General features: G+C 66.9%; 23 protein-coding genes and 2 pseudogenes. 13 read left to right on the top strand and 12 right to left on the bottom strand.

The window, feature by feature from the left end; all coding sequences use genetic code 11:
* The 3 genes and pseudogenes from sod to ACFQEV_RS07730 form a co-directional block, all read right to left on the bottom strand.
* Positions 1–178: pseudogene (sod, locus tag ACFQEV_RS07740) on the bottom strand (superoxide dismutase [Mn]); the annotation flags it as partial.
* 244 nt (positions 179–422) lie between these two features.
* Positions 423–1,070, bottom strand: coding sequence for a superoxide dismutase (locus ACFQEV_RS07735; protein ID WP_379694400.1), 648 nt, complete (start codon positions 1,068–1,070; stop codon positions 423–425).
* Between the two features lie 70 nt (positions 1,071–1,140).
* Positions 1,141–1,776, bottom strand: a complete 636-nt coding sequence (locus ACFQEV_RS07730) for a DJ-1/PfpI family protein (RefSeq protein ID WP_379694398.1) — start codon at positions 1,774–1,776, stop codon at positions 1,141–1,143.
* Positions 1,777–2,093: 317 nt separating this feature from the next.
* Here ACFQEV_RS07730 and ACFQEV_RS07725 point away from each other — a divergent pair, with 317 nt between their 5' ends.
* Entirely contained in the window at positions 2,094–3,188 is a 1,095-nt protein-coding gene (locus ACFQEV_RS07725; RefSeq protein WP_379694396.1) for a DUF8054 domain-containing protein, read from the top strand.
* A 6-nt stretch (positions 3,189–3,194) separates the two neighbouring features.
* On the opposite strand, the gene ACFQEV_RS07720 is transcribed toward ACFQEV_RS07725, so the two are convergent.
* Positions 3,195–3,872: a 6-hydroxymethylpterin diphosphokinase MptE-like protein gene (locus ACFQEV_RS07720; protein ID WP_379694395.1), complete on the bottom strand. Its 678-nt coding sequence runs from the start codon at positions 3,870–3,872 to the stop codon at positions 3,195–3,197.
* A 190-nt stretch (positions 3,873–4,062) separates the two neighbouring features.
* The gene (folP, locus tag ACFQEV_RS07715) at positions 4,063–5,205 is read right to left on the bottom strand and encodes a dihydropteroate synthase (RefSeq protein WP_379694393.1); all 1,143 of its coding nucleotides are present in this window, start codon (positions 5,203–5,205) and stop codon (positions 4,063–4,065) included.
* Positions 5,206–5,363: 158 nt separating this feature from the next.
* Between folP and ACFQEV_RS07710 the strand changes: the two genes are divergently transcribed.
* Complete coding sequence (locus tag ACFQEV_RS07710) at positions 5,364–5,969, top strand: hypothetical protein (RefSeq protein WP_379694391.1); 606 nt, start codon at positions 5,364–5,366, stop codon at positions 5,967–5,969.
* Positions 5,970–6,782 (top strand): RNA methyltransferase, encoded by an 813-nt coding sequence (locus ACFQEV_RS07705; protein ID WP_379694389.1) that lies wholly within the window; start codon positions 5,970–5,972, stop codon positions 6,780–6,782. It begins immediately after the preceding gene.
* 33 nt (positions 6,783–6,815) lie between these two features.
* Here ACFQEV_RS07705 and ACFQEV_RS07700 read toward each other — a convergent pair whose 3' ends face one another.
* Complete coding sequence (locus ACFQEV_RS07700) at positions 6,816–7,307, bottom strand: MaoC family dehydratase (RefSeq protein ID WP_379694386.1); 492 nt, start codon at positions 7,305–7,307, stop codon at positions 6,816–6,818.
* A 165-nt stretch (positions 7,308–7,472) separates the two neighbouring features.
* Between ACFQEV_RS07700 and ACFQEV_RS07695 the strand changes: the two genes are divergently transcribed.
* From ACFQEV_RS07695 to ACFQEV_RS07685, 3 genes and pseudogenes are all read left to right on the top strand, one after another.
* The gene (locus ACFQEV_RS07695) at positions 7,473–8,402 is read left to right on the top strand and encodes a M48 family metallopeptidase (RefSeq protein WP_379694585.1); all 930 of its coding nucleotides are present in this window, start codon (positions 7,473–7,475) and stop codon (positions 8,400–8,402) included.
* Between the two features lie 112 nt (positions 8,403–8,514).
* A pseudogene (locus ACFQEV_RS07690) lies at positions 8,515–8,703 on the top strand (DUF2249 domain-containing protein); the annotation flags it as partial.
* A gap of 49 nt (positions 8,704–8,752) precedes the next feature.
* Positions 8,753–8,986, top strand: a complete 234-nt coding sequence (locus tag ACFQEV_RS07685; protein ID WP_379694384.1) for a DUF2249 domain-containing protein — start codon at positions 8,753–8,755, stop codon at positions 8,984–8,986.
* A 6-nt stretch (positions 8,987–8,992) separates the two neighbouring features.
* Here ACFQEV_RS07685 and gatE read toward each other — a convergent pair whose 3' ends face one another.
* From gatE to ACFQEV_RS07670, 3 genes are all read right to left on the bottom strand, one after another.
* Positions 8,993–10,861, bottom strand: a complete 1,869-nt coding sequence (gatE, locus tag ACFQEV_RS07680; protein ID WP_379694381.1) for a Glu-tRNA(Gln) amidotransferase subunit GatE — start codon at positions 10,859–10,861, stop codon at positions 8,993–8,995.
* Positions 10,862–11,033: 172 nt separating this feature from the next.
* Complete coding sequence (locus ACFQEV_RS07675; RefSeq protein ID WP_309473054.1) at positions 11,034–11,198, bottom strand: HVO_2901 family zinc finger protein; 165 nt, start codon at positions 11,196–11,198, stop codon at positions 11,034–11,036.
* Positions 11,199–11,406: 208 nt separating this feature from the next.
* Positions 11,407–12,816, bottom strand: coding sequence for a class II fumarate hydratase (locus tag ACFQEV_RS07670; RefSeq protein WP_379694378.1), 1,410 nt, complete (start codon positions 12,814–12,816; stop codon positions 11,407–11,409).
* Positions 12,817–13,173: 357 nt separating this feature from the next.
* Between ACFQEV_RS07670 and ACFQEV_RS07665 the strand changes: the two genes are divergently transcribed.
* Genes ACFQEV_RS07665 through ACFQEV_RS07650 form a run of 4 tightly spaced genes read left to right on the top strand, consistent with a single transcriptional unit; the run spans position 13,174 to position 17,665 of the window.
* A complete protein-coding gene (locus ACFQEV_RS07665) occupies positions 13,174–14,547 on the top strand; it encodes an extracellular solute-binding protein (protein WP_379694375.1) in 1,374 nt (457 codons plus the stop codon).
* A gap of 18 nt (positions 14,548–14,565) precedes the next feature.
* Positions 14,566–15,582, top strand: coding sequence for a carbohydrate ABC transporter permease (locus ACFQEV_RS07660; RefSeq protein WP_379694373.1), 1,017 nt, complete (start codon positions 14,566–14,568; stop codon positions 15,580–15,582).
* Positions 15,579–16,475, top strand: a complete 897-nt coding sequence (locus tag ACFQEV_RS07655) for a carbohydrate ABC transporter permease (protein ID WP_379694371.1) — start codon at positions 15,579–15,581, stop codon at positions 16,473–16,475. The genes ACFQEV_RS07660 and ACFQEV_RS07655 overlap by 4 nt, the downstream gene beginning before the upstream one ends.
* A complete protein-coding gene (locus tag ACFQEV_RS07650; RefSeq protein ID WP_379694369.1) occupies positions 16,475–17,665 on the top strand; it encodes an ABC transporter ATP-binding protein in 1,191 nt (396 codons plus the stop codon). Before ACFQEV_RS07655 ends, ACFQEV_RS07650 begins: the two co-directional genes overlap by 1 nt.
* Position 17,666: 1 nt before the next feature.
* Here ACFQEV_RS07650 and ACFQEV_RS07645 read toward each other — a convergent pair whose 3' ends face one another.
* Together ACFQEV_RS07645 and ACFQEV_RS07640 are read right to left on the bottom strand one after the other, a co-directional pair.
* Positions 17,667–17,930 carry a BolA family protein gene (locus ACFQEV_RS07645; protein WP_379694367.1) on the bottom strand — a complete coding sequence of 88 codons (264 nt, stop codon included), beginning with the start codon at positions 17,928–17,930 and terminating at the stop codon, positions 17,667–17,669.
* A 56-nt stretch (positions 17,931–17,986) separates the two neighbouring features.
* Positions 17,987–18,310: a hypothetical protein gene (locus ACFQEV_RS07640; protein ID WP_379694583.1), complete on the bottom strand. Its 324-nt coding sequence runs from the start codon at positions 18,308–18,310 to the stop codon at positions 17,987–17,989.
* A 123-nt stretch (positions 18,311–18,433) separates the two neighbouring features.
* Here ACFQEV_RS07640 and ACFQEV_RS07635 point away from each other — a divergent pair, with 123 nt between their 5' ends.
* Positions 18,434–19,414 (top strand): HhH-GPD family protein, encoded by a 981-nt coding sequence (locus ACFQEV_RS07635; RefSeq protein ID WP_379694364.1) that lies wholly within the window; start codon positions 18,434–18,436, stop codon positions 19,412–19,414.
* Between the two features lie 27 nt (positions 19,415–19,441).
* Here the strand turns inward: ACFQEV_RS07635 and ACFQEV_RS07630 are convergent, their stop codons facing one another.
* Positions 19,442–23,614 (bottom strand): PAS domain-containing sensor histidine kinase, encoded by a 4,173-nt coding sequence (locus ACFQEV_RS07630; RefSeq protein WP_379694361.1) that lies wholly within the window; start codon positions 23,612–23,614, stop codon positions 19,442–19,444.
* Positions 23,615–23,809: 195 nt separating this feature from the next.
* Between ACFQEV_RS07630 and ACFQEV_RS07625 the strand changes: the two genes are divergently transcribed.
* Both ACFQEV_RS07625 and ACFQEV_RS07620 read left to right on the top strand, forming a co-directional pair.
* Positions 23,810–24,391 carry an NADPH-dependent FMN reductase gene (locus tag ACFQEV_RS07625; protein ID WP_379694358.1) on the top strand — a complete coding sequence of 194 codons (582 nt, stop codon included), beginning with the start codon at positions 23,810–23,812 and terminating at the stop codon, positions 24,389–24,391.
* 97 nt (positions 24,392–24,488) lie between these two features.
* Entirely contained in the window at positions 24,489–25,076 is a 588-nt protein-coding gene (locus ACFQEV_RS07620) for a thymidine kinase (protein WP_379694356.1), read from the top strand.
* Positions 25,077–25,084: the final 8 nt, after the last annotated feature.

Below are 25,084 nucleotides of genomic sequence, written 5' to 3'. Positions count from 1 at the left end.
CGGGCGACGAGGAGAAGTCGCCGTCCTCGCGGTTCTGTTCGAGGGTCTCCTCGGCGGAGTTCCAGCCGTTGACGTAGCCCTGGTGGTGGGTGTCGTGGTGCCACGTCAGCACCTGCTCGGAGATGTGCGGTTCGAGCGCGTCGTAATCGTACGGGAGAGGATCGAGTTCGTAGCTCATAGTAAGACCTCGCCCGATTGTACGTTGACAATTCTGATAAAGTTTGAGAAGCCGTATGGTACCGAGTACCAACGAGGGGGCATCGATACCGGGGGTCGGTCCAGTTCGGTAGCGGGAGGGACGCGGCGACTCGGAGGGTACGCTGGTCCGTCGAACCGAAAGGGGCACCGCCGACGGACTCGCTGTTCTCGACGTAAAACTCGGAGCGGTTTCCCGACCAGTCCGAAAAAATCGGCGGGCCGCCTCAGTGCGTGTGCTGACCGACCACGTCGGCGTTCCGCGCCTCGTCGTACCGTTGGGCCACGTCGTCCCAGTTGACGACGTCCCAGAAGCTATCGACGTACTCGCCGCGGTTGTTCTCGTACTGGAGGTAGTAGGCGTGCTCCCAGACGTCGAGGACGAGAAGCGGCGTCGAAGCGGACACCTGTTGGTTCTGGTGGTTCTCGTTCGCGACGACCAGCAGTCGGTCGGCGGCGTGGTCGTAGACGAGCTGTCCCCAACCCGACCCTTCGACGCCCTTCGAGGCGGCCGCGAAGTCGGATTTGAACTGCTCGAACCCGCCGAACTGCTCGTCGAGGGCGTCGGCGAGTTCGCCGCCGGGTTCGCCGCCGCCGTCGGGACTCATGTTCTCCCAGAAGATGGTGTGGTTGACGTGCCCCGAGAGGTTGAACGCGAGGCTCCGCTTTACGCTCTTTACGTCCCCCATGTCTCCGCTCTCGCGCATCTGTTCGAGCTGCTCCAGCGCGGAGTTGGCACCGTCCACGTAGCCTTGGTGGTGCTTGTCGTGGTGCAGTTCCATGATTCGCTCGTCGATGACCGGTTCGAGCGCGTCGTAGTCGTACGGGAGTTCCGGAAGTTCGTAGGTGGCCATGGGTGCTTCGAACGAACCCACGACAGACACCCGGTTAAATGTTAGCCAAGTTATACTTTCGGGTCACTTTCACGGTCGATAAACAGTCGCTTCAGCCGTCCGTTCGTTCGATTTCGACCGCGCTCGACGATTCCTTGCGGCGGTCGTACTCTATCTCGCGGGCGACTTTGGCGGCGATGTCGCTCCCGAACTCGCGTTCGACGACGTGGAGGGCCAGGTCGATGCCGGAGGTGACGCCCCCGGCGGTGAGTACGTCGCCGTCGTCCACGAACCGGGCGTCTCGAACCTCGGCCCCGGCGTCTTCGAGGTCTGAGAGGGCGGAGTGGTGGGTGATCGCCGGACGGTCCTCGAGGAGGCCCGCGCGGGCCAAGAGCATCCCGCCGGTACAGACGCCGGCGACGGTCATCCCGAACTCCGCGAACGCCGCGAGTGCCCCCGGAATGTCCCCTTTCTTCGCCTCCATCCCCGCCCCGGGTTCCGTGGCGTCGCTCCACCCGCCCCCGGGCACGAGGATGAGGTCGGTCGATACCGAGGCTTCGGGGTTCAGTTGGCCGTCGACGGCCACCTCGAGTCCGTGATTCGCGGTGACCGTCTCCCGGTCGTCGAGGGTGACGAGTCGCACGTCGCAGTCCGCGCCGAACCCGGCGGCGGTCCGAAACACCTCGTACGGCCCCACGGCGTCCAGTTCGTCGAACCCGTCGTAGAGCAGGATGCGAACGTTGTACACGACTCCGAATCGTCCCGCAGGGGTAAATCGGGTTCGGCTACCCCCCTCGCCAGGGGCCGCCTCGAACCGCACTCCCGCCTGAAACAGTCGGTATCTTCTTAACGTCTCGGCAGTCTCCCCGCGCCGCGGATGCTCGTATCGAGCATCCATCAAGTTGGATGAACTTTACCGCCCCGATAGCGCGGGATTAGCGGCCGGTATCTCGGTTCGGTCGCCGTTAAGAACCGATAGGGACCGACAAAAATCGGGTGACGTATCGGGAATCGTGGGTATGCAGTTCATACCTATCGGCGGGAAACGCTTCTGGGGTAGACGTAGTGCACAGAACTATCGACGACGTGGCGCGGCACACCGCGTCCCTGTTCGGGTCGATTCGGTCGACAGCGACGGCGGTGAGGCGTCGGAAAGACCCTCGCGTTATCGTGCTCGCGGTGGCGACATTCGCCGTCGTCGCGGGCGTCGTCGTGGGACTCGTCGCGCGGTGGCCCCTCGAAGGTGTCGTCCTCTCGTTCCTCCTGACGGCGACGCTCGCGGCGGTGTACGCGACGTCCGGCCCGCCGGCGTTCCGGGGCGGGGAGATTCGTGCGTTCTCGGCGACGTTCCGGCGACGGACCGGCGGTCGGACGGCCGACGAGTCCGCCGCCCGCAGCGAATCGGAGGCTGGCGACGTCTCGGCCGAACGACTCCTCCAAGAGGCGGGACTGCTCGCAGACGACGCCGGCGTGCGGAACGCCGCGGCCTACGAGGCGGCAGTTCGCGGACACGACGCCGCCGAGTTACCCCGTATCGCGCGCGACTTCGAGTCGGAGTGGCGGCGTCGAATCGTCGACATGGACGGGCGGGACGGCGACGCCGCCGCCCTCGCGTCTCTGCTCCGCGTCCCCGAGGAGGACGTGGAGTTGGAGTGGGACCCCGAAGGACCCGCGCTCGTCGCCTCCGTCCGCGGCCAACGCGCGGGTAACTGGCCGTCGCGGGCGGCGTTCGTCGCCGACGTGACCGCCGTCGCGGAGTTCCGGTCGGCGTTCCCGAAGTGGTGGTCGCTCTCGCCGGCGATGCGGACGCGCGTCCTCGCGGCGCTCAGACTCTGTCTCGACTGGTGTCCCGCCTGCGACGGATCGCTCAGCATCGACCGCCGACCGTCGCGAACCGGCGACGCGGACAGACAACGTCCGACGGGCCGCCGAGATTCTCTCGGCGACGCGGACGAGACGCGACGCGTCTCGTCAGCCCCTCAGACTGCGTCCGATGACGTTGCCGAACGGAGTTCGGCAAGCAGTCGGGCTTCGCCTGACGGCGCCACCGTCCTCGCCTTGACGTGCCAAGCCTGCGGCGCGGACGTGTTCGCGGCCGAACTCGACGACGGGAAAATCGACCCCCGGACCGCCCCCGCCGACGCGGACGTCGAACTGTAGCTACGGTCACGGGAGGGGGTCGATGGCGTCGCGCCGACCGTCGAGAACCGCGAACCGTTCCCCCCGGAGACGCTCTAACAGGTGGAGCAGACGCTCCGCCCACCGCAGTTTCCGCGCCTTCGACGCCGAGAGGGAGGGGTCGTCGAACGCCCACCCGACAAACCGGAGTTCGTCCGCGCCGAAGGCGTCGGCGGCGAACGCGGCGCGGTCGCCGTCGGTGAACCCGCCGAAGTTGTAGACGGAATCGACCGGGGCCGCCTGCGTCGTCGCGAGGACGTGCGCGGGGTCGAACGTCGGAACCCACTCCCGCACCGCGGGCACGTTGTCGCCGTGGGCGTGGGCCGCGACGGGCGTCCCCTCGCGGGTGAGTTCCCGCGCCGTCTCGGGGTTCTTGTCCAAGTCCGTCACCATCAGGTCCACGTCGAACCCGGCGTCTCGAACCGCGTCCGCGGCGGTGGAGGCGGCGAACACCCGGTCGGCGTCGCCGACGCGTTCGACGTCGTCGGGGAGAGAGGGCGCCGCGCCGACGACGGCGACGGTCCGACCGGTGCAGTCGAGCCTCTCGACGTCGAACGGCGTCGCGTACTCGGCGAGAACGTCTCTGGCGCGTTCGTCGCCGCTCCGGGGGTACCCGAACTCCGCGAGAATCGACTCGTAGACGGGTTCCCACGCTTCGAACCGCACGGCTACCGCTCTCCGAGTATAATACGGTGTGGGCCGGAATGGCACCAAGTACCCCTACCCGTATGCCCTTCCGGCGTCCAGTGGTGCGTTTTACGTCCGTCCGGCATAAGTTTTCTCTTAACTACCTCTCCGTACCCCGGACGAACGCCCGTCTGTCGGGGGTTCTCCGCGGCACTCTCTGGCACGATACTCACCTCGCCTCCGAGACGACGGCGTCGAGTGCGGCATCCGCCGCGTCCGAGGGCGAGTCCGCCGCCGCGCGCGTCGCCCGCAGGGCGTCCGGCGTCCCGAACAGGAGTGCGCCGCCGTCGCTCCCGCGGACGAACGTCGCGCCGCCGTCGGACGCCGCCGCGGCCACGGTCCGTTCGTCGGCGGCGGAGAGGCCGTCGAGTTCGAAGACCCTGACGACGGCGTCGCCCGCCATGTCGTCCTCGACGCCGAGGCGTTCGAGGTGGCGTTCGACCTCTCGGGGCGTCGTCGCGTCCAGTTCCTCGACTTCGACGTCGCCGCCGACGCGCACCCTCTCGCGGGCGAACGCCTCGCCGATGAGGGCGGCGTCGCGCGTCTCCCGGACGTCGTGGGTCCGGATCACGTGCGCGCCGCGTTCGACGGCCATCGACGTGGCCGCCAGCGACACCGGCAACGCCTCCTCGGTCGAACGCCCGGCGAACTCCCGGAGGAAGTTCTTCCGGTTGATGGAGACGAGAATCGGCCGGTCGAGTCCGCGGAACTCCCGGAGGCGGCGGAACGCCTCCCGGTCGTCTTCGAGCGTCTTTCCCTCGGACCACCCGCCGAAGGCGGGGTCCACGATGGTCTTGTCCGTGAGGCCGTTCATCGTCAACGCCTCGTAGATGTCGTCCACGTCCTCGACGGCCCCCGGGCGTTCGAGGTCCGGCGGACTCGCCATCTTCGCAACCGCGGCGTCGAACTCCTCGCAGACGCGCGGCATCTCCGGGTCGGCGAACCCGCAGATGTCGTTCACCATGTCGAACCCCCGCGAGAGGGCTTCTTCCGCGACTTCGTGGTAGCGCGTCTCGATGGAGAAGACGGCGTCGCCGGAGACGCTCTCTACGACGTCGAGGGCCGTGTCGAGTCGTTCGAGTTCCTCCTCGGCGGACAGCACCTCGAACCGCTTGTTCGCGGATTCGAGGCCCACGTCCACGATGTCCGCACCCTCGGCGACGAGTTCGGCGTCGACGTACTCGGCGGCCTCGCCCGCGTCGTTGAACACGCTCGGGTCGTACGGCGACTCCTCGGAGACGTTCAGGACGCCCATGATTCGGGGCGGGTAGTCGTCGCCGATGCCGAGTCCGGCCGCGTCGACGTTCTGCATACCCGGGCGGAAGGACGGCGGTTACATAGTCCGCACGGTCCCGGTCGCTCCGCGGGCCGCCGGGCCGGGAACCGCGAAGCCTCGGCGAGGGGCGTCTCGAACGCGTCAAGGCGGGGAAGTCACGCTCTTTTTATCCGTCCGTCGGTTACGTTCGGTCCATGGCGAAGGTCAGCATCGGACTCCGCGGGTGGCGCTTCGAGGAGTCCGAGGTGTTCACCGAGGGCGAGGAGTTCAAACCGCTCGACGAGGTTCCCGAGGACGTGCGGCGGCGACTCATCCGCCTCAGCTACCTCATGGGGAAACCGTGCGACGCCTGCTATCTCGTCCACGGCGAGGAGGAGAAGCGTCGCTGCAATCAGGCCGCCATCGTCTACGGCGAACCGATGGAGGAGGTACTCCTCTGCGACGACCACGAGGCGGACTTCCTCTACTGGTACCGCGAGGCGGGGGGCCGCGAGTTCCGCGGCGCCGAGGAGTTCCGCGACGAGTTCCACGAGTGGTTCGCCGACGGCGGCCGCGCCCCCGAGGGGTACGGCGGCCTCGAACACGTCGAGACGGACCCGAGCGAACTCCCGTCGCCGCCGGACCCCGAGGAACTGAACCGCCGACTCAACGAGAACTACGGCGGGAAGCGAAAGCGCATCAACCTCAAGACGGGAACCGTCACCTACGAGGAACCCGGCGAGGAGACGGACGAGGACGACTCGGTCGAGGAGTTAGACGACTCCGACATCGACTTCGACCAGGAGTACCCGACGAAGTAGATGCCGCCGCGCCAACACAAACCCGTCGTCGTCGTCGTCGAACCGAAGACGCCCGGTAACATCGGAACCATCGCGCGCGCGATGAAGAACTTCGGGCTCACGGACCTCAAACTCGTGAACCCGCCGGAGATGGACCGCGACAGCGAGGCGTACGGCTTCGCCGGCCACGCCCGCGAGGACGTCCTCCCGAACGCCGAGGAGGTGACCTTCGAGGAAGTCGTCGAGAACTACCACACCATCGGCACGACGGCGATAACGAACGAGGACAGTCGCCGACACGTCCGCTTCCCGTACAAGACGCCCGTCGAGGTGCGCGAGAGCCTCGAAACCGTCGAGACGAGGACGGCGCTCGTCTTCGGGCGGGAGGGGAAGGGCCTCAACAACGAGGAACTGGCCCGACTCGACGAGGTGTGCTCCATCCCCGCGAGTTCGGAGTACCCCGTCTTGAACCTCGGACAGGCCGCGACGGTGCTCATGTACGAACTCCGGAGCCTCACCGTCGAGGAGACGCAACTGCCCGACGTGGAACGCGAACGCGCCGACGAGGCGGACATCGACCGGTTCTACGACTTCTTCTCTGACTTCCTCGACTCCGTGGAACACCGCGACCACAAGCGCCCGAAGACGATGCGGATGATGCGCCGCCTCCTCGGCCGCGCCCACCCGACCGAACGGGAGGTACACACCCTCATCGGCATCTTCCGCCGGGCGAACCGCCATCTCGGCGAACGCGCCTCCCCGGACGACTCGGACGCCGCCGACGCGACGGCGGACGCCGGAGCGAACGCCGAACCGCGCCCGGACGACGACTGAGCGTCGGATCCGCGTTCCCGAACCGCCCGCGCGTCACTCCTCGCCGTCCGCTCCGTTTTCTCCGTTCTCGTCGCCCTCTCCGCTCCCGTCGCGCCGGGCGAACATCGTCAGCGCCACCATCGAACAGACGTCCTCGCCGTCCCCGTTCGAGGTCGTAATCCGCACGCGGACGAGTCCGCGACTCGGCGTCTCCTCGACTTTCTCCAGCACTTCCGTCCGAACCGAGAGCGTATCGCCCGGTCTGACGGGCCGCCGCCAGCGGAGTTCGTCCACGCCCTTCGCGCCCAGCGACGCCGACTCCGAGAGGAACTCCTCGACGAGCATCCGCATCGTCATCGCGGTGGTGTGCCACCCGCTGGCGATGAGGCCGCCGTACATCGACTCCTCCGCCGCCCGTTCGGGGTCGGTGTGGAACCACTGCGGGTCATACTTCTCCGCGAACGCCAGAATCTCGTCCTCCGTCACGTCGTACTCGCCGAACTCCTCCTCGTCGCCGACGGAGAAGTCCTCGAAGAACGTCGTCATGCCAGGCACGTCGTCCGCCGCCGGCAAGTACGTGCGGGTGACGGACGACGACGCCGGATACGGAGAAAATCGACCGACTGCGGTATCTCTCGGTAACCGTTTTGCGCGTCCCGACCCTACCGAGCGAGTATGAGCCACCGTCCACCCCGGCGACTCCGCCCGCTGATGCTGTTGGTGGGCGTCTCCATTTTGGCGTTCTACTCGCTGCTCTCGTACGGGAGTTACGTCCTCCTCGTCACCCTCTGGCGGTTGCGCCCCGACCCGGTGACGGCCGGACTCGTCGTCGGCGCGACGGCCGTCCTCTTCGGGTACGCGAGCCTCCGCTTCGGCACGCGCCGCCTCCTCTCGCGCCTCGACGCGCGCGAACTCCCGCGGAGTCGGTATCCGGGCGTCTACGGCATCTCAGACCGCCTCGCGGCCGAGATGTCCGTCGATACGCCCCGGATTCTGGTGACGCGACTCCCCGTCCCCAACGCGTTCGCACTCGACACCGCGGGCCGCGACACCGTCGTCCTCGACGCCGCCCTGTTCCGACTGCTGGACCGCGAGGAGTTCGAGGGACTGCTGGCGCACGAACTCGCGCACCTGGAGAGCAAAGACAGCCTCGTGCAGACGTTGACGTTCACGACGCTCCAGACGGCGGTCGGACTCGTCTCGCTCCTCGTCGCGCCGCCCGTCTTCCTCGTGACGGGACTCGCCCTCGCGGCGGCGTGGGTTCGGGGCGACCCCCGGTCGTGGCCGCGGACGCTCCCGGGCCGCCTCAAGGCGCGCATCGAGGAGGCGGTGTCCGTGCTCATGGTCGGCATCACGCTTCTCGCGCGCGCGCACTCGCGGCGGCGGGAGTTCGCCGCCGACGACAGGGCCGCGGAGGTGACCGGACGGCCGTTGGCGCTCGCCCGCGCCCTCCGAAAGATAGAGCGCACCGCCGAACCGCGGTTCGGCCTGCTGTCGCCCCTGTGGGTGTACGGCGAAGTCGAGTCCGAGGAGGAACGCACCCTGCGCGACCTGTTCTCGACGCACCCCCGAACGGAGGACCGGGTCGAACGGTTGCGCTCGCGCGCCGACTCCGGCCGCGTCGAGGTGGAGGTGCGGTAGCGAACACCATCGGGAGAACACCCAATACCGTCGTCGTCCGACGTCCGGCCATGTCCGACGCCACCGACGCGGCAGACGCCGCAGACGCCGCCGTCCGAACCTCGACGCCAGAGAGATAGACGGCGAACCGTTCTCTCACGTTGCGGCCGCCCTCGACGAACTCGGCGAACGGGAGACGCTCCTGTTGGTGAACAGTTTCGAACCCGAACCGCTGTACGCCGTCTTAGAACGCCGCGGCTTCCACTCCGAGACGACGGAAGTCGCGCCCGACGAGTGGCACGTCGAAATCACGCCCGCGTGAACATATTCGGGGTAATCGACACCCCGGCCGGCGCGGAACGTCCGACCGCATGACTGAGCGAAAACTCGACTTGCGCGACGTTCCCCCGCCGGAGCGACACCCGAAGATTTTCGAGACGTTCGAGGGCCTCGACGGCGGCGAGCGTCTCACCCTCGTCAACGACCATGACCCGAAACCGCTGTACTACCAGATGGAGGCCGAGGTGCCGGAGTCCGACCCGGACGCGTACGAGGTAGAGCGGGTCGGTCCGAACGAGTTCGTGGCGACGATTCCGAAGAAGTAGCGCGGGTCAGGCGCGCTTTTGAATCTCCTCGCGGAGCACGTCGCTGACGATTTCACCGTCGGCGCGGCCGCGAAGCGCGCCCATCGCCTCGCCCATGAGGGCGGAGAACGCGCCCATTCCCTCCTCTTTCACCTGTCCCTCGTTTCGCTCGACGACGCCGGAGACGGCCTCGCGGACCTCGTCCTCGGAGACGCCGGAGAGCCCGGCCTCCTCGACGGCTTCCTCGGCGGTGAGCGTCGGGTCCTCGGCGATCGTTTCGAGCACGTCGTTGACGCCCTCCTTCGCGAGTTCGTCGTCCTCGACGAGGCGCATCACGTCCAGCAGGTGGTCCTCGGTGACGTTCTCGACGGGGACGTCGTCGCGCCGCAGTTCCGTCATCGTGGACTCCAGCAGTCCGGCCGCGAACGTCGCGTCGATGCCCTCCGAAACCGCCCGCTCGAACAGGGGCATCCGCCGGCCGTAGGCGACCTGTTCCGCGAGTCCCGGCCCGAGACCGAACTCGGACTGGTAGCGTTCGACCTTCTCGGTGAGCAGTTCCGGCGTCTCCACCTCGCTCTCGTCGAGTTCGACCGGCGGCACGTCCGTCTCGGGGTACATCCGCGCTGCGCCCGGGAGGGGACGGAGGTAGCGCGTCGTGCCGTCCTCGTTCGCGCCGCGCGTCTCCTCGGGCACGCCGTCGAGCGCCGTCTCCGCGCGTTCGGCCACGGCCTCGATGGCGAGTTCGGCCGTCTCGGCGTCGGCGGCGACGATGGCCACCGCGTCGTCGTCGCCCGCGCCCACCGCGTCCTTCAGGGCCGCGACTTCCTCCTCGGTGACGCCGTAGGCGGGGAGTTCGTCCGTGTGGAAGATGCCGCCCGCGCCGTGGCGCTTGGCGTGGTCGGAGAACTCGGTGCCGAGGCGGCGGTCCGGCTGAATCTCGCGGCCGACGAGTCCGTCGAAGCCGTAGAGGGGCACCGCCGTGACCTTCCCGCCGGAGTTCACCGCGCCGCCGACGACGCCGCTTTCAGTGTCCTCGAAGACGTCGGTCACGTCCGTCGTCTCGCCGACGGAGGCGTCCCGCGACCGGAGTTCGTCGCGGATGTCCAGCAGTTCGACCTGCCGGCCGACTTCGAGGCGGACTATCTCGTCTATCTGGTCCAGCGCCTGCACGCCCTTGATTTCGACGCGCGCGCCGTCTTCGATGGAGACGTTCACGTCCTGCCGGATGGTGCCGAGTCCGCGCTTGACCGTCCCGGTCGAACGGAGGAGCATCCCGATGGTCTCGGCCGCCTCGCGCGCCTGTTCGGGCGAGGAGATGTCGGGTCGCGTGCCGATTTCGACGAGGGGGATGCCGAGGCGGTCGAGCGAGTAGACGACGCCCTCGTCGGTCTCCTCGACTCGCTGGGCGGACTCCTCTTCGAGCATCAGGTCCTCGACGCCGACGGGGCCGTCGCTCGTGGATATCTGGCCGTCCTGCGCGACGAGCGACGTTCGCTGGAAGCCGGAGGTGTTCGACCCGTCGATGACGAGCTTCCGCATGACGTGGGCTTGGTCCACCGTCTCCATGTCCAGGAGCGAGGCTATCTGGAGGACCACCTCGCGCGCCTCCTCGTCGAGGCGGTGCGGCGGTTCCTCGTCCTCCTCGACCAGACAGGTCGTGTCGTACGCGAGGTACTCGAACTCGCGTTCGACGCGGCTCTCTTCGAGGGCGGCCTCGTCGAGTTCGCCCAGTTCGCTCTTCGTCGGGTGGAGAAAGCGCGTGAACCGTCGCTCGGACTCCGAGGGTTCGCGAATCTCCGTCGGACACTCGCAGAACAACTTCGTCTCGGTGTCGAGCTGCTGGTGTATCTCCAACCCCGCGACGAGCCCCAAACTCTCGTAGTCGTACTCGCTCATTGGTGCCAACTGCGAGTGCGGGGAGTAAAAAAGGATTCAGTCCGCGACGCGGGCCGCGCGGGAGGGTCGGCGGGACGGTTCCGACGGGAGTTCCGACGGACCGTCGCACCGTGGGGGGAGGGGCGAAATCGTGCGAGCCGTGTCGTTCGGTTCCGGGTCGCCGGCCGACGCCTCAGACGCGCCGCAACCCTTGGCCGATACCTCGGCCCTCGTCGCACTCGGGGCACTCGAAGTGCCATCCGTCGTTCGTCGCTCGCCCCTCGGGGAACGTGGCTCCGCAGCTTCGACATTCGAGCATGTCTCGGCCGCTCTCCCGCCGGTATTGAAGGCTCGGCATGATTCCAATTTTGAGTGATCGTATCTTGAAAATATCGGTTCTTCGCCGGATGTGTGACTGATTCTCTCTCCCGGACATTCGCTCGCCGACGAACTCTCGGATTCGGTTCGAGAAAGGAGGGTCGTCGTACCGCCGGCCGGCGATCGCCTGGTGACCGAGGGGCGACACCCGGTCGAACGGACGGGTGCGACGAGGCGCGGTCCGTCGTTCAGTCGTCGCCGAGGATGCCGCGGTGGGTCATCCTCTCGGGGTCGAGCACTTCGTCGGCCTCCTCCTCGGTGAGGTAGCCCTCCTCGACGGCGACTTCCCGGACCGTCTTGTCCTCCGCGAGCGCCTTCTTGGCCACCTTCGACGCCTTGTCGTAGCCGATGGCGGGGTTGAGCGCCGTCGCCAGCGCCATGCTCTGTTCGACCTGCGTCTCGCAGTGCTCCTCGTTCGCCTCCAGTTTGGCGACGAACCGTTCGGCGAACACCTCCGCGGAGTTCGAGAGCAGTTCCGCCGACTGCAGGAAGTTGTGCGCGAGGACAGGCTTGTAGAGGTTGAGGTCGATCTGTCCCTCGGCGGCCCCGGCGGCGACGGCGGCGTCGTTGCCGACCACCTGCTTGTGGACCTGGTTGACCGCCTCGGCGACGACGGGGTTTATCTTACCCGGCATGATGGACGACCCGGGCTGGTTCTCGGGCTGTTCTATCTCGCCGAGGCCGTTGCGCGGCCCCGAGGCGAGCAGTCGGAGGTCGTTCGCTATCTTGTTCAGAGAGCCCGCGATGGTCCGAAGCGCGCCGTGGGCCTCGCTCATGGCGTCGTGGGCCGCCTGCGCCTCGAAGTGGTCGTCGGCCTCGCGGAACTCGACGCCCGTCTCCTCGGACATGTACTCGGCGGCCTTCTCGGGGAACTCGGGGTGGGTGTTGAGGCCCGTCCCGACGGCGGTGCCGCCGAGTGCCAACTCCGAGAGGTGCGGTTGGACGTTCTCGGCGCGTTCGATGCCCTTCTCGACCTGCGTCCGGTAGCCGCCGAACTCCTGCCCGAGGCGGACGGGGGTGGCGTCCTGCAGGTGAGTCCGGCCGGTCTTGACGACCCCGTCGAACTCCGCTTCCTTCTCCGCGAGGGCGTCGCGGAGGGTCTCCAACGCGGGCACGAGGTCCTTCACGACCGCTTCGAGGGCGGCGACGTGCATCGCCGTCGGAATCACGTCGTTCGAGGACTGCCCGTAGTTGACGTGGTCGTTCGGGTGGACGACCCGGTCGCCGATGCCCTCGCCCATGATTTCGGCGGCGCGGTTGGCGATGACCTCGTTCGCGTTCATGTTCGAGGAGGTGCCCGACCCCGTCTGGAACACGTCCACCGGGAACTCGTCGTCGTGTTTCCCGGCGATGACCTCGTCGGCCGCCTCCACGATAGCGTCGGCGACGTCGTCCTCGACGAGTCCCAAGTCGCGGTTCGCCTGCGCGGCGGCCTTCTTCACCACGCCGAGTGCGCGGACGAACCGCCGCCCGAACGTGATTCCGGATATGGGGAAGTTCTCCACCGCACGCTGGGTCTGCGCGCCCCAGTAGGCGTCCGCAGGCACTTCCATCTCGCCGAGACTGTCCCGCTCGATGCGATAGTCGTCGTCGCTCATGTCCGGGGGCACGACGGGCGGGCGCGTAAAACCCATTGATACGAATCTATCGTCAGGGTACGGACCGCGTCCGAGTCGCCCCGGCGACGCGGAATCCGAGATGCGGTGAACTGTCTCCTCACGGATCCGACGCCCGGCTGTTAAAACTGTACGAGGATTTATAATGGGACGAAGCATTACTCGGCTGTGACCTCGCTGGGCGAACGAACCTAAATGTGCCGTAAAACCGGCTCTACGCCCGCAATATTCCCTTCTTCGATGCGGAACTAAAAACTGACTCACAAATAAGTAAACTAGTAGAAATCTTTAAGTTAATCGTGCAGAATGGTAGAGTGAAACTCATACAGAGGAACGATTATGAAGGAAAATCACGATACGGACGGCGGCGTCTCCCGTCGGACGTACCTCAAGTTAAGCGGTGTCGCAGGCGCGACAGGGATCGTTGCCGGGTGTGCGGGCGGCGGCAACGAAGGCTCCACTCAGACCGACTCGGGCGGGAGCACCGACGGCGGCGAACAGACGACCGGGGGCGAGAGCACGCAGGGCGGCAGCGGTAACGCCCTCGAAATCGTCCACTGGTGGACGGCGGGGGGCGAACAGGACGCCCTCAACGCCCTCCTCGAAGGCTTCAAAGAGAAGCACCCCGACGCGACCGTCAACAACAACCCCGCGCCCGGCGGTGCGGGTTCGGCGCTGGACACGGTCATCAAGAACCGCGTCCTCAACCAGAACCCCCCGAGCACCTTCCAGATTTGGCCCGGGAAGGCGCTGACCGAGTACGTCGACGGCGACGTACTCCGCGACATCAGCGACTCGGTGTGGTCCGAGGACATGCGCAGCGCCTACCGACAGGGCGTGCAGAACCTCTCGAAACCCGGCGGCAACTACGTCGCGGTTCCCATCAACATCCACCGCCTGAACAACCTGTTCTACAACGTCTCCGTCCTCAAAGAGGCGGGCGTGGACCCGTCGAGCATCTCCGACCCCGGAGCGCTCACGAACGCCCTCAAGAAGGTCTCCGAGAACACGGACGCGGTGCCGATGGCCCACCAGACGCAGTCCCCGTGGTCGTCCGTCCAGCTGTGGGAGAACATCTTCCTCGGCTACAACGGCGTAGAGGCCTACAACTCGCTCACGCAGGGCAAGGTCTCCCAGCACGAAGACGCCGTCAGGGAATCCCTGCAGACGCTGAAGGACTACAGCCAATACTTCAACGACGACGCCGGGTCCATTGCGTGGGACCAGGCGAACAGTAAGGTCGTCAACGGCAACGCGGCGTTCATCCACCAGGGCGACTGGGCCGCGGGCCAGTACCAGTCCGCGGAGGGCTTCGAGTACGAGTCCGGCTGGAACATGGTTCCGTTCCCCGGCACGAAGGGGATGTACTCCGTCGTGACGGACTCGTTCGTCTTCCCGAAGAACAACCCGTCGCCGGAGACGACGCGGAAGTTCCTCCAGTACTGCGGGTCCGTGGACGCCCAGAAGCGCTTCAACCCCGTCAAGGGCTCCATCCCGCCGCGGACCGACGTGCCGACGGACCCGTTCGGTCCGTTCCTGCAGTCGCAGATTAAGGACTTCAAGAACTCCGAATCGCAACCGCCGACCATCGCTCACGGCACGGCCGTCACGCCCGAAGTCCACGGCAACATCGACGAGGTGTTCGCCAGCTTCAACGGGCAGTGGAAGGTTGACTCCGCGTACAACGGCCTCGTGAACGCGTTCTCTAAGTAGAGGACGGCTCACAACAAAATGTCCAACTCACTATTTCGACGACTCGTGAGCAACCGGTGGGGGGACGACAGCGACGAGAGCAGCGTGCGAACCGACGGCGGAACCGTGACCGAATCGTCCGCGGCGGGTGCGACAGCCACCCAGTCCGACCGGTCGTGGCGCGATAGCGAGTTCGTCCGGTCGCTTCCGTTCTGGCTGCCGCCCGCGCTTCTGATGGGCCTGTTCGTCTACGGAGCCATCGGCTGGAACGCCATCATCTCACTCACGGAGTGGGAGGGCTTCGGGTCGCCCGACTACGGCAACCTCGACGTTTCGATGTACGCGCGGATGCTCAGCGACCCGTCGTTCGTGGCGGCCGCGCGGAACACCGTCGTGTTGCTCGTGGTGTTTACGGTCGTCTCGCTCGTCGTCGGCCTGCTCATCGCCATCCTCATCGACCGGGGGATACGGTTCGAGAACACGCTCCGAACCATCTATCTCCTCCCGATGAGCCTCTCGTTCGTCGTGACGGCCATCTTCTGGGCGTGGATGTACAACCCCGAGATAGGCCTCGTCAACGTCGTCCTCAGGGGAATCGGACTCGACTTCCTCACGACGGCGTGGATAAGCAACCCGCAGACCAAACTCGGGGCGGTCATCTTCGCGCTGATGTGGCAGTTCAGCGGCTACTGCATGGTCGTCTACCTCGCCGGTCTGCGCGCCATCCCGACCGACCAGTTCGAGGCGGCCCGCATCGACGGTGCATCGACTGTGCGGATGTACTGGCGCGTCATCATCCCGCAACTGCGGGCCTCGACGATGAGCGCCGCCGTCGTGCTGATGGTGTTCGCGCTCAAGGCGTTCGACTTCCTGTACGTCATGTTCGGCGACACGCCCGGCCCGGCGGCCGACATCCTCGCGACGATGATGTTCAGACAGGCGTTCAGCAACTCGAACTGGGCGTACGGCGCGGCGATAGCCACCGTCCTGTTCGGGTTGGCGCTGGTCGTCATCGGACCGTACCTGTACGTGCAGTACAAGCGGGGTGACCTATGAGCGTCCGCGACAGCGTCCGGTCCGTCGCCGCGTCGAAGGCGGTGCTGTACGCCGTCCTCCTCGCGATGGCGGCGTTCTACCTCGCGCCGTTGGAGAGCGGTCTCATGACCGCCATCAAGACGCAGGACGCGTTCTTCTCGACGACGCCGTTCGCCCCGCCCCTCGGTGAGGGGTTCACCCTCGACCCGTGGTTCCAAGCGTGGGCGCGCCTGCAGGGACCGCTGACGAACTTCTCCGGCGCGATGTACAACAGCATGTTCGTCGCCGTCCCGGCGACGGTGCTGTCGGGGTTCATCGGGTCCGTCGCGGCGTACGGCCTCACCAACCTCAAGTGGCGCGGACAGGCCGGCGTGCTGATGCTGTTCGTCGCGGGGATGTTCGTCCCCTACCAGTCCGTGTTGGTTCCGCTGACCCGGTTCTGGAGCATCGTGGGCCTCAGGGACATCCTCGCGGGGGTGCCGTTCCTCAGCACGCGTGTCGGTCTCATCCAACTCGTCGTCACCCACACCGCCTACGGGATTCCCATCTGCACCATCCTGTTCCGGTCCTACTACTCCGGCTTCGACGACTCGATGCTGGAGGCGGCGCGGATAGACGGCGCGACGTTCACGCGCATCTACCGCCGCATCATCCTCCCGCTGTCGAAGCCGATGTTCGCGGTGGTCCTCATCTACCAGTTCACGCAGGTGTGGAACGACTTCCTGTTCGCACTCGTCCTCGTATCGTCGCCGAGCAACGAAGTCGCGACCATCGCCCTGAACAAACTGCAGGGGTCGATGGTCCAACAGTACAACGTCCAGATGGCCGCCGCGTTCGTCGCGGCGCTTCCGACGCTTCTGGTGTACGTCCTGTTCGGAGAACAGTTCGCAGAAGGTGTCGCAGGTAACACATAATGTCAGAACTCGTATTAGACAACGTAACGAAGGTGTTCGACGACGGCGGGGAGGACATCGTCGCGGTTGACGGCGTCTCCGTCGACATCGACGACGGTGAGTTCCTCGTCCTCGTCGGCCCATCGGGGTGTGGTAAATCGACTACTCTCCGCATGATCGCGGGGTTAGAGACGGTGTCGAGCGGCGAGATTCGCCTCGACGGCCAGGTCATCAACGGGCGGCCGCCGCGGGAACGGGACATCGCGATGGTGTTCCAGTCGTACGCGCTGTACCCGCACATGACCGTCCGCCAGAACATGAGCTTCGGGCTCGAAGAGTCCACGGAGAAGTCGGACGACGAAATCGAGTCGCTCGTCACGGAGACGGGCGAGATGCTCGGTATCTCGCCGCTCTTGGACCGCAAGCCCGGCGAACTGTCCGGCGGGCAACAGCAGCGAGTCGCCCTCGGGCGCGCCATCGTCCGCGACCCGAAGGTGTTCCTGATGGACGAACCGCTCTCGAACCTCGACGCGAAACTCCGCTCGCAGATGCGGACGGAGCTCCAGCGTCTGCAGGAGGATCTGGACGTCACCACCGTCTACGTCACGCACGACCAGACGGAGGCGATGACGATGGGCGACCGAATCGCCATCCTCAACGACGGGGTGCTCCAGCAGGTGGCGACGCCGTTGGAGGCGTACCACCAACCCGCGAACCTGTTCGTCGCGGGGTTCATCGGCGAACCGTCGATGAACTTCTTCGAGACGGAACTGCGGGGCGACAGCCTCGTCGCGGACGAGTTCGAGTACCCCCTCTCGCAGGGGACGCTGGACGCCGTCGGCGACTCGACGCGCGTCACCCTCGGAGTCCGACCCGAGGACGTCGAACTCCTCGATTCGGGGTCGGCCTCGGGCGACCACGACTTCGAGACGCTCGTGGACGTGGTCGAACCGATGGGCAACGAGAACAACGTCTACCTTTCGTTCGCGTCCGGCGGCGTCACCGAGGGAACCTCGGTGGGCGACCAGACGCAGTCCGGCAACGTGACCGATTTCGTCGCGACGATAACCGGGATGCGCTCGATGGAGGGCGGCCAGTCCGTCGTCGCGCGCTTCCCCGAGTCGGCGATTCACCTCTTCGACACCGAAAGCGGCCGCACGCTGAAGAACCGGTCGCTCGACGAGCTCGAAGAGACCGAACCGCGACTCTGAGCTAGCGTTCGCGCCCCTCGTACTCTTCGGGCGTGAACGTCTTCATCTCCAAGGCGTGGATATCCGTCGTCATCGCGTCGCCGACGGCGTCGTACACCATCTGGTGCTGTTGCACGAGGCTCTTTCCCTCGAACGCCGGCGAGACGACGACGGCGGCGAAGTGGGCGTCCTCGTGTTCCTCGTCGGGCGCGCGGGGCAACGTCACCGTCGCCTCGGCGTCCTCGATACCCTCCTCGATGAGACGTTCGACTTCCGCGGTGTCCATGTCCGTACCGTACGTCGCTCTCGGATAAAACCCTCCGGAGTCCGCGGAGTCGGCGTCTACATCTGGTAGCGGCGTTCGTCGTCGCGTTGCGGGTACTGGTTCTGGCCGGTCATCTCGTCGTACGTCATGCCCGAGAGGTACTCGTCGTACGTCACGTCGTACCCCTGCCGGAGGTGGAAATCGAGGGTGCCGCGGTCCACGGTGGTCTGAAACAGGAGGTGGACCGCCCGGCGGACGAGTTCGTCGGTGTCGTCGGTGTCGAAGACGGCCGCGAGCATCGCCAGTTCGTGCCGCGTCTCCCGGTCGAGTCCGACGGCCTCCTCGTCGTCTATCTCCTTGAACGCCGTCTCCACGTCGGCGGTGAGTTCGTCGAGTCCCATGTCGCGGCCCGAGGGCCGGTCGGCGGATACCGTTTTCGCCTCGCGTCCGACGACCCGGCGGTCGGACGCCGCGCCGACGGGCGAATCGAGGGGGATAAACCGCCTCGCACCCACGAACCGACGATGACCGACGACGTTGACGAGGGTTCCTCGTCGAGCAGTCAGGCCTCGCCCGACGACGTCTCCGAGGCGGTCGAAGCCGACGCCCCCGCCCTCCCCGAGGACGCGGACGCCGTCCGCGAGGCGCTCGTCGAGTGGTACGAGGCGGACCACCGCGAGTTCCCGTGGCGGCGGACGGAGGACCCCTACGAGATTCTCGTCTCCGAGGTGATGAGCCAACAGACGCAGTTGGGCCGCGTCGTCTCCGCGTGGGAGGACTTCCTCGACCGGTGGCCGACCGTCTCGGACCTGGCGGCCGCCGACCGGAGCGATGTGGTCGCCTTCTGGACGAACCACTCGCTGGGCTACAACAACCGCGCGAAGTACCTCCACGAGGCCGCCCGACAGGTCCGCGACGACTACGGCGGCGAGTTCCCCGAGACGCCCGAGGAGCTCTCCGAACTCATGGGCGTCGGCCCCTACACCGCCAACGCCGTCGCCTCGTTCGCGTTCAACAACGGCGACGCGGTGGTGGACACGAACGTGAAGCGCGTCCTCCACCGCGCGTTCGACGTTCCGGACGACGACGCGGCGTTCGAGCGAGTCGCGTCGTTCCTCATGCCCGCGGGCGAGTCCCGCGTCTGGAACAACGCGATAATGGAACTCGGCGGCGTCGCCTGCGGGAAGACGCCGACGTGCGACGAGTCGGGGTGTCCGTGGCGGCGGTGGTGCCACGCCTACGAGACGGGCGACTTCACCGCGCCGGACGTGCCCGAACAGCCGAGTTTCGAGGGGAGTCGGCGGCAGTTCCGGGGGCGCGTCGTCCGAACGCTCGGCGAGTACGACGAACTGACGTTAGACGCGCTGGGGCCGCGGATTCGGGTCGACTACGGCGGGGAGTACGGTCGGGAGTGGCTCCGCGAACTCGCGGCGGATTTAGCCGACGACGGACTGGTCGAAGTCGAGGAACGCGATGGCGAGGCGGTCGTACGCCTCCGTCGGTGAGGGACGGAGCGAGACGCTCGGGTCGAATCAGCGTTCGCGCTCACCGTCGGCGGGCAGCGTGAACGTGAACGTCGCTCCCTCGCCGGGTTCCGAGTCCACCCATATCTCGCCGCCGTGTCGCTCGACGATGCGCTCCGAGAGGGCGAGACCGATGCCCGTCCCGGAGTGCTCGTCGGGGGCGTGGAGGCTCTGGAACACCTCGAACACCCGGTCGGCGTCCTCGGGGGCGATGCCGATGCCCTCGTCCGTGACCGAGACTTCCCACCGGTCACCGTTCCGTTCGGCCGAGACGTGCACCCGCGGCGGTTCGTCGCCGCTGTACTCGACGGCGTTGTCCAGCAGGTTCTGAAACACCTGGCGTAACTGCCCGCGGTCACCCTCGACGCGGGGTAACTCCTCGGCGGTAATCTCGGCGTCGGTCTCCTCGATTCGGACCTGCAGGTCGTCGCGAACGTCCGCGAGAACGCGCTCCAGTTCGACCGACTCGAAGGGGTTTCCGCGGGAGTCGACGCGCGAGTACTGGAGCAACCCGTCGACCATCTCGCGCATCCGGTCGGCGCCGTCGACGGCGAACTCGACGAATTCCCGGCCGTCCTCGTCGAGTTCGTCGCCGTACCGTCGCTCTACGAGTCGGAGGTAGCTCGACACCATCCGGAGGGGCTCTTGGAGGTCGTGGGAGGCGGCGTAGGCGAACTGCTCTAAGCGCTCGTTGGACTCCTCCAGCCGTTCGATCAGCTCTTCGAGTCGCTGCTCGCGCTGTTTGCGCTCGGTGACGTCCTGGGCCGCCCCGCGGAGGGAGACGACGTCGCCGTCGGCCGTCTGCGGGACGCCCTGAAGCCGTAGCCAGCGCACCTCGCCGCTGGCCGCCGTCCGGAGCCGAACTTCGAGATCGAACGGTTCGCCGGTGGCTAACGCCTCCTCGACGGCGTCCTCGACTGCGGGCTGGTCCTCCTCGTGGTACATGTCGAGGGCCTCCCCCAGCGGCGGTTCCTCGTCGGCGTCCACCTCCAACAGCGAGAAGATGTGGTCGGTCCAGAACACGTCCTCCGTCTTGGGGTCTATCTCCCAGCCGCCGACGTCCGCTATCTGCTCGGTCCGCCCGAGCAGATCGAGCGCCCGTTCGAGTTCCGCCTCGCGTTCGACCTGTTCGGTGATGTCCTGAGACATCCCCATCGCGCCGAAGACGGTGCCGTCGTCGTCCCGGACGGGGAACGTGCGGAACTCGGTGTGCCTGTCGCCGTCCCGGTGCGCGTACTCGAAGGTGTTCGCCTCGCCGTCGAGCGCCGCCCGGTACCGCGGCGTGAGATGCTCGGCCAACGCCGGCGATAGCACCTCCCGAACCGGCCGCCCTTCGAGGTCCTCGGCCGTCAGGTCGGACTCGGTGAGGGGGCTCCCGCCGATGGTCACGTACCGCATCTCCTCGTCGACGAGGCCCACGGCGCCGTTCGGGAAGTTCTCGACGACCGTCCGGTAGCGACGCTCGCTCCGTTCGAGTTCGCGTTCGCGTTCGACTCGCTCCGTGACGTCCTCGCCGATGCCCACGATGCGGGACAGCTCCCCGCTCTCGTCGTGCACGCTGGCTCCCCGGGCGTGGACCCACCTGACCTCGCCGTCGGGTCGGACGACCCGGTACTCCTCGTCGAAGTCGGTCTCCGGGAGGGCGGCGAACCCCTCTCGGACGCGGTCGCGGTCGTCGGGGTGGACGGCGTCGAGGAACGACAGCGGTTCGTCGTACAGGGTCTGCCTGTCGATTCCCCACACCTCCTCGAACGCGGGGTTGAGGTAGACGAACTCCTCGGCGTCTGCGGTCGCCATCCAGACGATCTCGTCCAGGTTCTCGGCCAGCATCCTGAACTTCGCCTCGCTCTCGCGGAGTCCCCGTTCGGCCTCCCGGCGTTCGGTGACGTCCTGGACGACGAGCATCCCCGCGTTCACCTCGTCGTCGACGTTTCTGACGGGCAGGGTGTGCGCGAAGAGGTGTCGGCCGTGGAACTCGGTCTCGAACGAGTTCATCTCGCCGTCGAGCGCGGCTCGGAAGTGCGGTCTGATCTCGTCGAGGAGTTCGTCCGGGTATATCTCGTAGACGCTGCGCCCGATTCGCTCCTCCTTCGGAACTCCGACCTCCTCCATGAGTTGCCCGCCGACGGCGGTGTACCGGAAGTCCTCGTCGAACAGCCCCACCGCGCCGTTCGGGAAGTTCTCCACGAGCGCCCGGTAGCGCCGTTCGGACTCCTCGGTCCTGCGCTGGGCCGCTTTGCGCTCGGTGATGTCGGTGAGTGCGCCGGGGAACATGACCGGGTTGCCGTCCTCGTCGCACTCGACGTGGCCGCGCGCGACGACCCACCGAAGCTCGTCGTCGGCGTTCCGGACGCGGTACTCCGCCTCGTACTCGCCGCAGGCCTCGACGGCGCTCTCTATCTCCCGTTCGACGCGCTCTCGGTCGGCCTCGTAGACGGACGAGAGGAGGCGGTCGAGCGACACGCCCTCCCGCGCCGCCTCGGGGTCGATGCCGAACGTCCGCGCGAGGGACGCGTTGGTTACGAACTTGTCCTCGGGGACGTGCCACTCCCACGTGCCGACCGCACCGGCCTCCGCGGCGGCTTCCAGTTGCGACTTCGCGTCGCGCAGGTACTGCTCGCGTCGCTTCCGTTCGGTGACGTCCTGAACGACCCCCACGACGCGGACCGCTTCGTCGCCGCCGTAGTAGAACTCCCCGTGGACGGAGATCCACCGTCGCTCGCCGTCGGCGCGGACGATTCGGCACTCGAACACCCACTCGCCCGTCTCGTGGGCCTCCTCGAAGGTCCGCACCACTCGCTCCCGGTCGTCCGCGTGGACGTGGTCGAGGAACGTCTCGAAGTCCCAGTCGTCGAGCGGTTCCTCGTAGCCGAAGATACGGTCGTGCTGCGGCGACCGGACGGGCGCGGTGCCGGTCCGAAGGTCGAGCTCCCACATCCCCATCTCCCCGGCTTCGAGGGCGAGTTTCAACCGCTCCTCGCTCTCGCGTAACTCGTGTACCGTCTCGTCGAGTTCGCGTTCGCGCTCCTTGCGTTCGGTGATGTCCTGGGTCATCGTCATGCCCGCGAAGACGTCGCCGCGTTCGTCGGTGATGGGGACGGCGTGGACGACCCACTCGCGGCCCGCGTAGCTGACCTCGGCCGACCCCTCCTCGCCGTCGAGGGCCCCTCGGAACAGGGGTTCGAGCACGTCGGCGGCGGCATCGTCCCACAGTTCGCCGAACCGGTGCCCTTCGACCGCTCCGGGTTCGACGGGAACCCTGTCGAACCCCCGGCCCGCCGCCAGCGTGTACGTCAAGTCGTGGTCGAACAGCGTCACGAAACCGTTCGGGAAGTGCCTCGCGAGCGTTCGGTACCGATGCTCCGACCTCTCGAGTTGACGCTCGCGCTCCTTCCGTTCGGTGACGTCTCGGATGAGACAGATGAGTTCGCCGTCCCCCGTCGAGACGAGCGAATGCTGACTGCGGAACGTACTCCCGTCGCTCCGGACGCAGGTCGTCGTCCCGGTCCACTGGTCTTCCTCCAAGATGGTCGGCAGAATCTCCCTCTCGAACCGCGCCGGGTCGGCCTCAATGCCGAGTTCGTTCCAGTGTTCGCCGATCATCTCCTCGGAGTCGTATCCGAACGTCTCGGCGTAGGCGGCGTTCACGTAGACGAACTCGCCGTCGCCGTCGAGCAGGCTGATCCCCTCGCGCGCGGCCCCGAGCGCTTCGACCATGCGCTCGCGGTTCATCTCACACTCGCCCGTCTCGCCCGTCTTGTCCCCCCGGCGGTCGGCGAGTTCGCGGACGATGCCGACGGTTCCCTCCAGAGCGCCGCCGGATTCGAGCGCGCTCATCCGCACCTCGCAGGGGACCCGTCCGCCGTCGGCGGTCCGCAGGGCGAGTTCGAGGAGGGGGCCTCGTTCGGCGGAGTTCGCTCGGAGCCGGTCGATTTCGTCTTCGATACCCGACTCGTCCCACCCGTCGAAGAGGACCGAGACGTGTTCGCCGAGTAGTTCCTCGCGTTCGTACCCCGTCAGTTCGACGATGAAATCGTTGACCGCGACGACGTCGCCCTCGGTGTTCAGTTGGTAGATTCCGTCGTCGACCGCGTTCACGAGCGTCTGATAGCGTTTACAGGCGTCTCCGTCGTCTCGGTCTCCCCAAAACTCCGACCCGGAGTCACCTGCCCGGTTACTCATATCGGCGGTAAAGAACATCGAACCGGATAAGTTCACGGTCCCGCCGTCGTCCTCCGATGAGATCCCCGACGGGACGCTCTGGCTGACTCCGACTGGGTCGAAGCGGAGACGCAACCCCCGGACTGTCGGGGACGCCCGGTTCGGACGCCGCCTCCCCCGCCAGACGTTATGTCCCTCCCGTCCGTCGGCACGCCCATGACGGACACCCACGTCGTCGCCGTCTGCGGAAGCCTGCGCGAGCGAAGTTACACCCGCCTCTCGTTGGAACGCGTCTTGGAGGCGGTCGGCGAGGTGGACGCGACGGGCGAACTGCTCGATTTGCGCGAGTACGACCTGCCGCCGATGAACGCCGACAGGGAGGAACAGGGCGACAGCGCGGCGGTGGTGCGGCGGATCCGGGAGGCGGACGCCGTCGTCCTCGGGACGCCGATGTACCACGGGTCGTACTCGGGCGTCCTGAAGAACGCGCTCGACTACTGCGGATTCGAGGAGTTCGACGGCAAGACGGTCGGACTCGTCGCCGTCGCGGGCGGGTCGTTCCCCGTGACGGCCCTCGAACACCTCCGGTCGGTGTGTCGGTCGCTGAACGCGTGGGTGCTCCCGCACCAAGCGGCGGTGCCGAACGCCTCCTCGCAGTTCGACGACACCGAACTCGCGAACGACTCCATCGACGAACGACTCGCGGTCCTCGGGCGGCGGACGGTCGGGTTCGCCGACATCGAACCCGACCCGGCGACGTTCGAGAGCGAGGAGAACGTGGGGGCCGAAGGGAAGTAGCGCGGCCGAGAAGCGGGAACGCGGCGCGCGGCACGCATCCTCGAACGCCGACGCCAAGAGACAATCGTTTTGACCTTCCTTCACGCCCGACAGAGATATGCACGCCATCACGAACAGCGGGTGGATAGAGGTCATCTCGGGGTCGATGTTCTCGGGGAAGACGGAGGAACTGCTCCGCCGTCTGCGGCGGGCCGAAATCGCGGGGCAGGACGTCGCGGCGTTCAAGCCCGAACTCGACGACCGGTACGGCGAGACCATCGTCGGGTCGCACGTCGGCCGCCGGTGGGAGGCGACGGTCGTACCCGCCGAGGGCGACGGCGTCTGGGACGCCTTAGACGCCCTCAACGGCGAGGAAGTCGTGGCGATAGACGAGGCGAACTTCTTCTCGAACGAACTCGTCGAACTCTGCGAGTACCTCGCGGACGACGGCCGGCGCGTCCTCGTCTCCGGCACCGACCAGACGTACCGCGGCGAACCGTTCGAACCCCTGCCGCAACTGATGGCGGTGGCGGAGTACGTGGACAAGTTACAGGCCATCTGTACCGTCTGCGGCGAACCCGCGACGCGGAATCAGCGACTCATCGACGGCGAACCGGCCCACGCCGACGAACCTACCTACATGGTCGGCGCCGAGGAGTCCTACGAGGCGCGGTGTCGGAACTGTCATACGTTCCGACGCGAATAGTCCGACGA

The organism is Halopelagius fulvigenes, assembly GCF_042662625.1.
Classification (GTDB): Archaea; Halobacteriota; Halobacteria; order Halobacteriales; family Haloferacaceae; genus Halopelagius; species Halopelagius fulvigenes.
The sequence above is the reverse complement of the archived record's forward strand: the minus strand, read 5'-3'. Positions and strand labels throughout refer to the sequence as shown.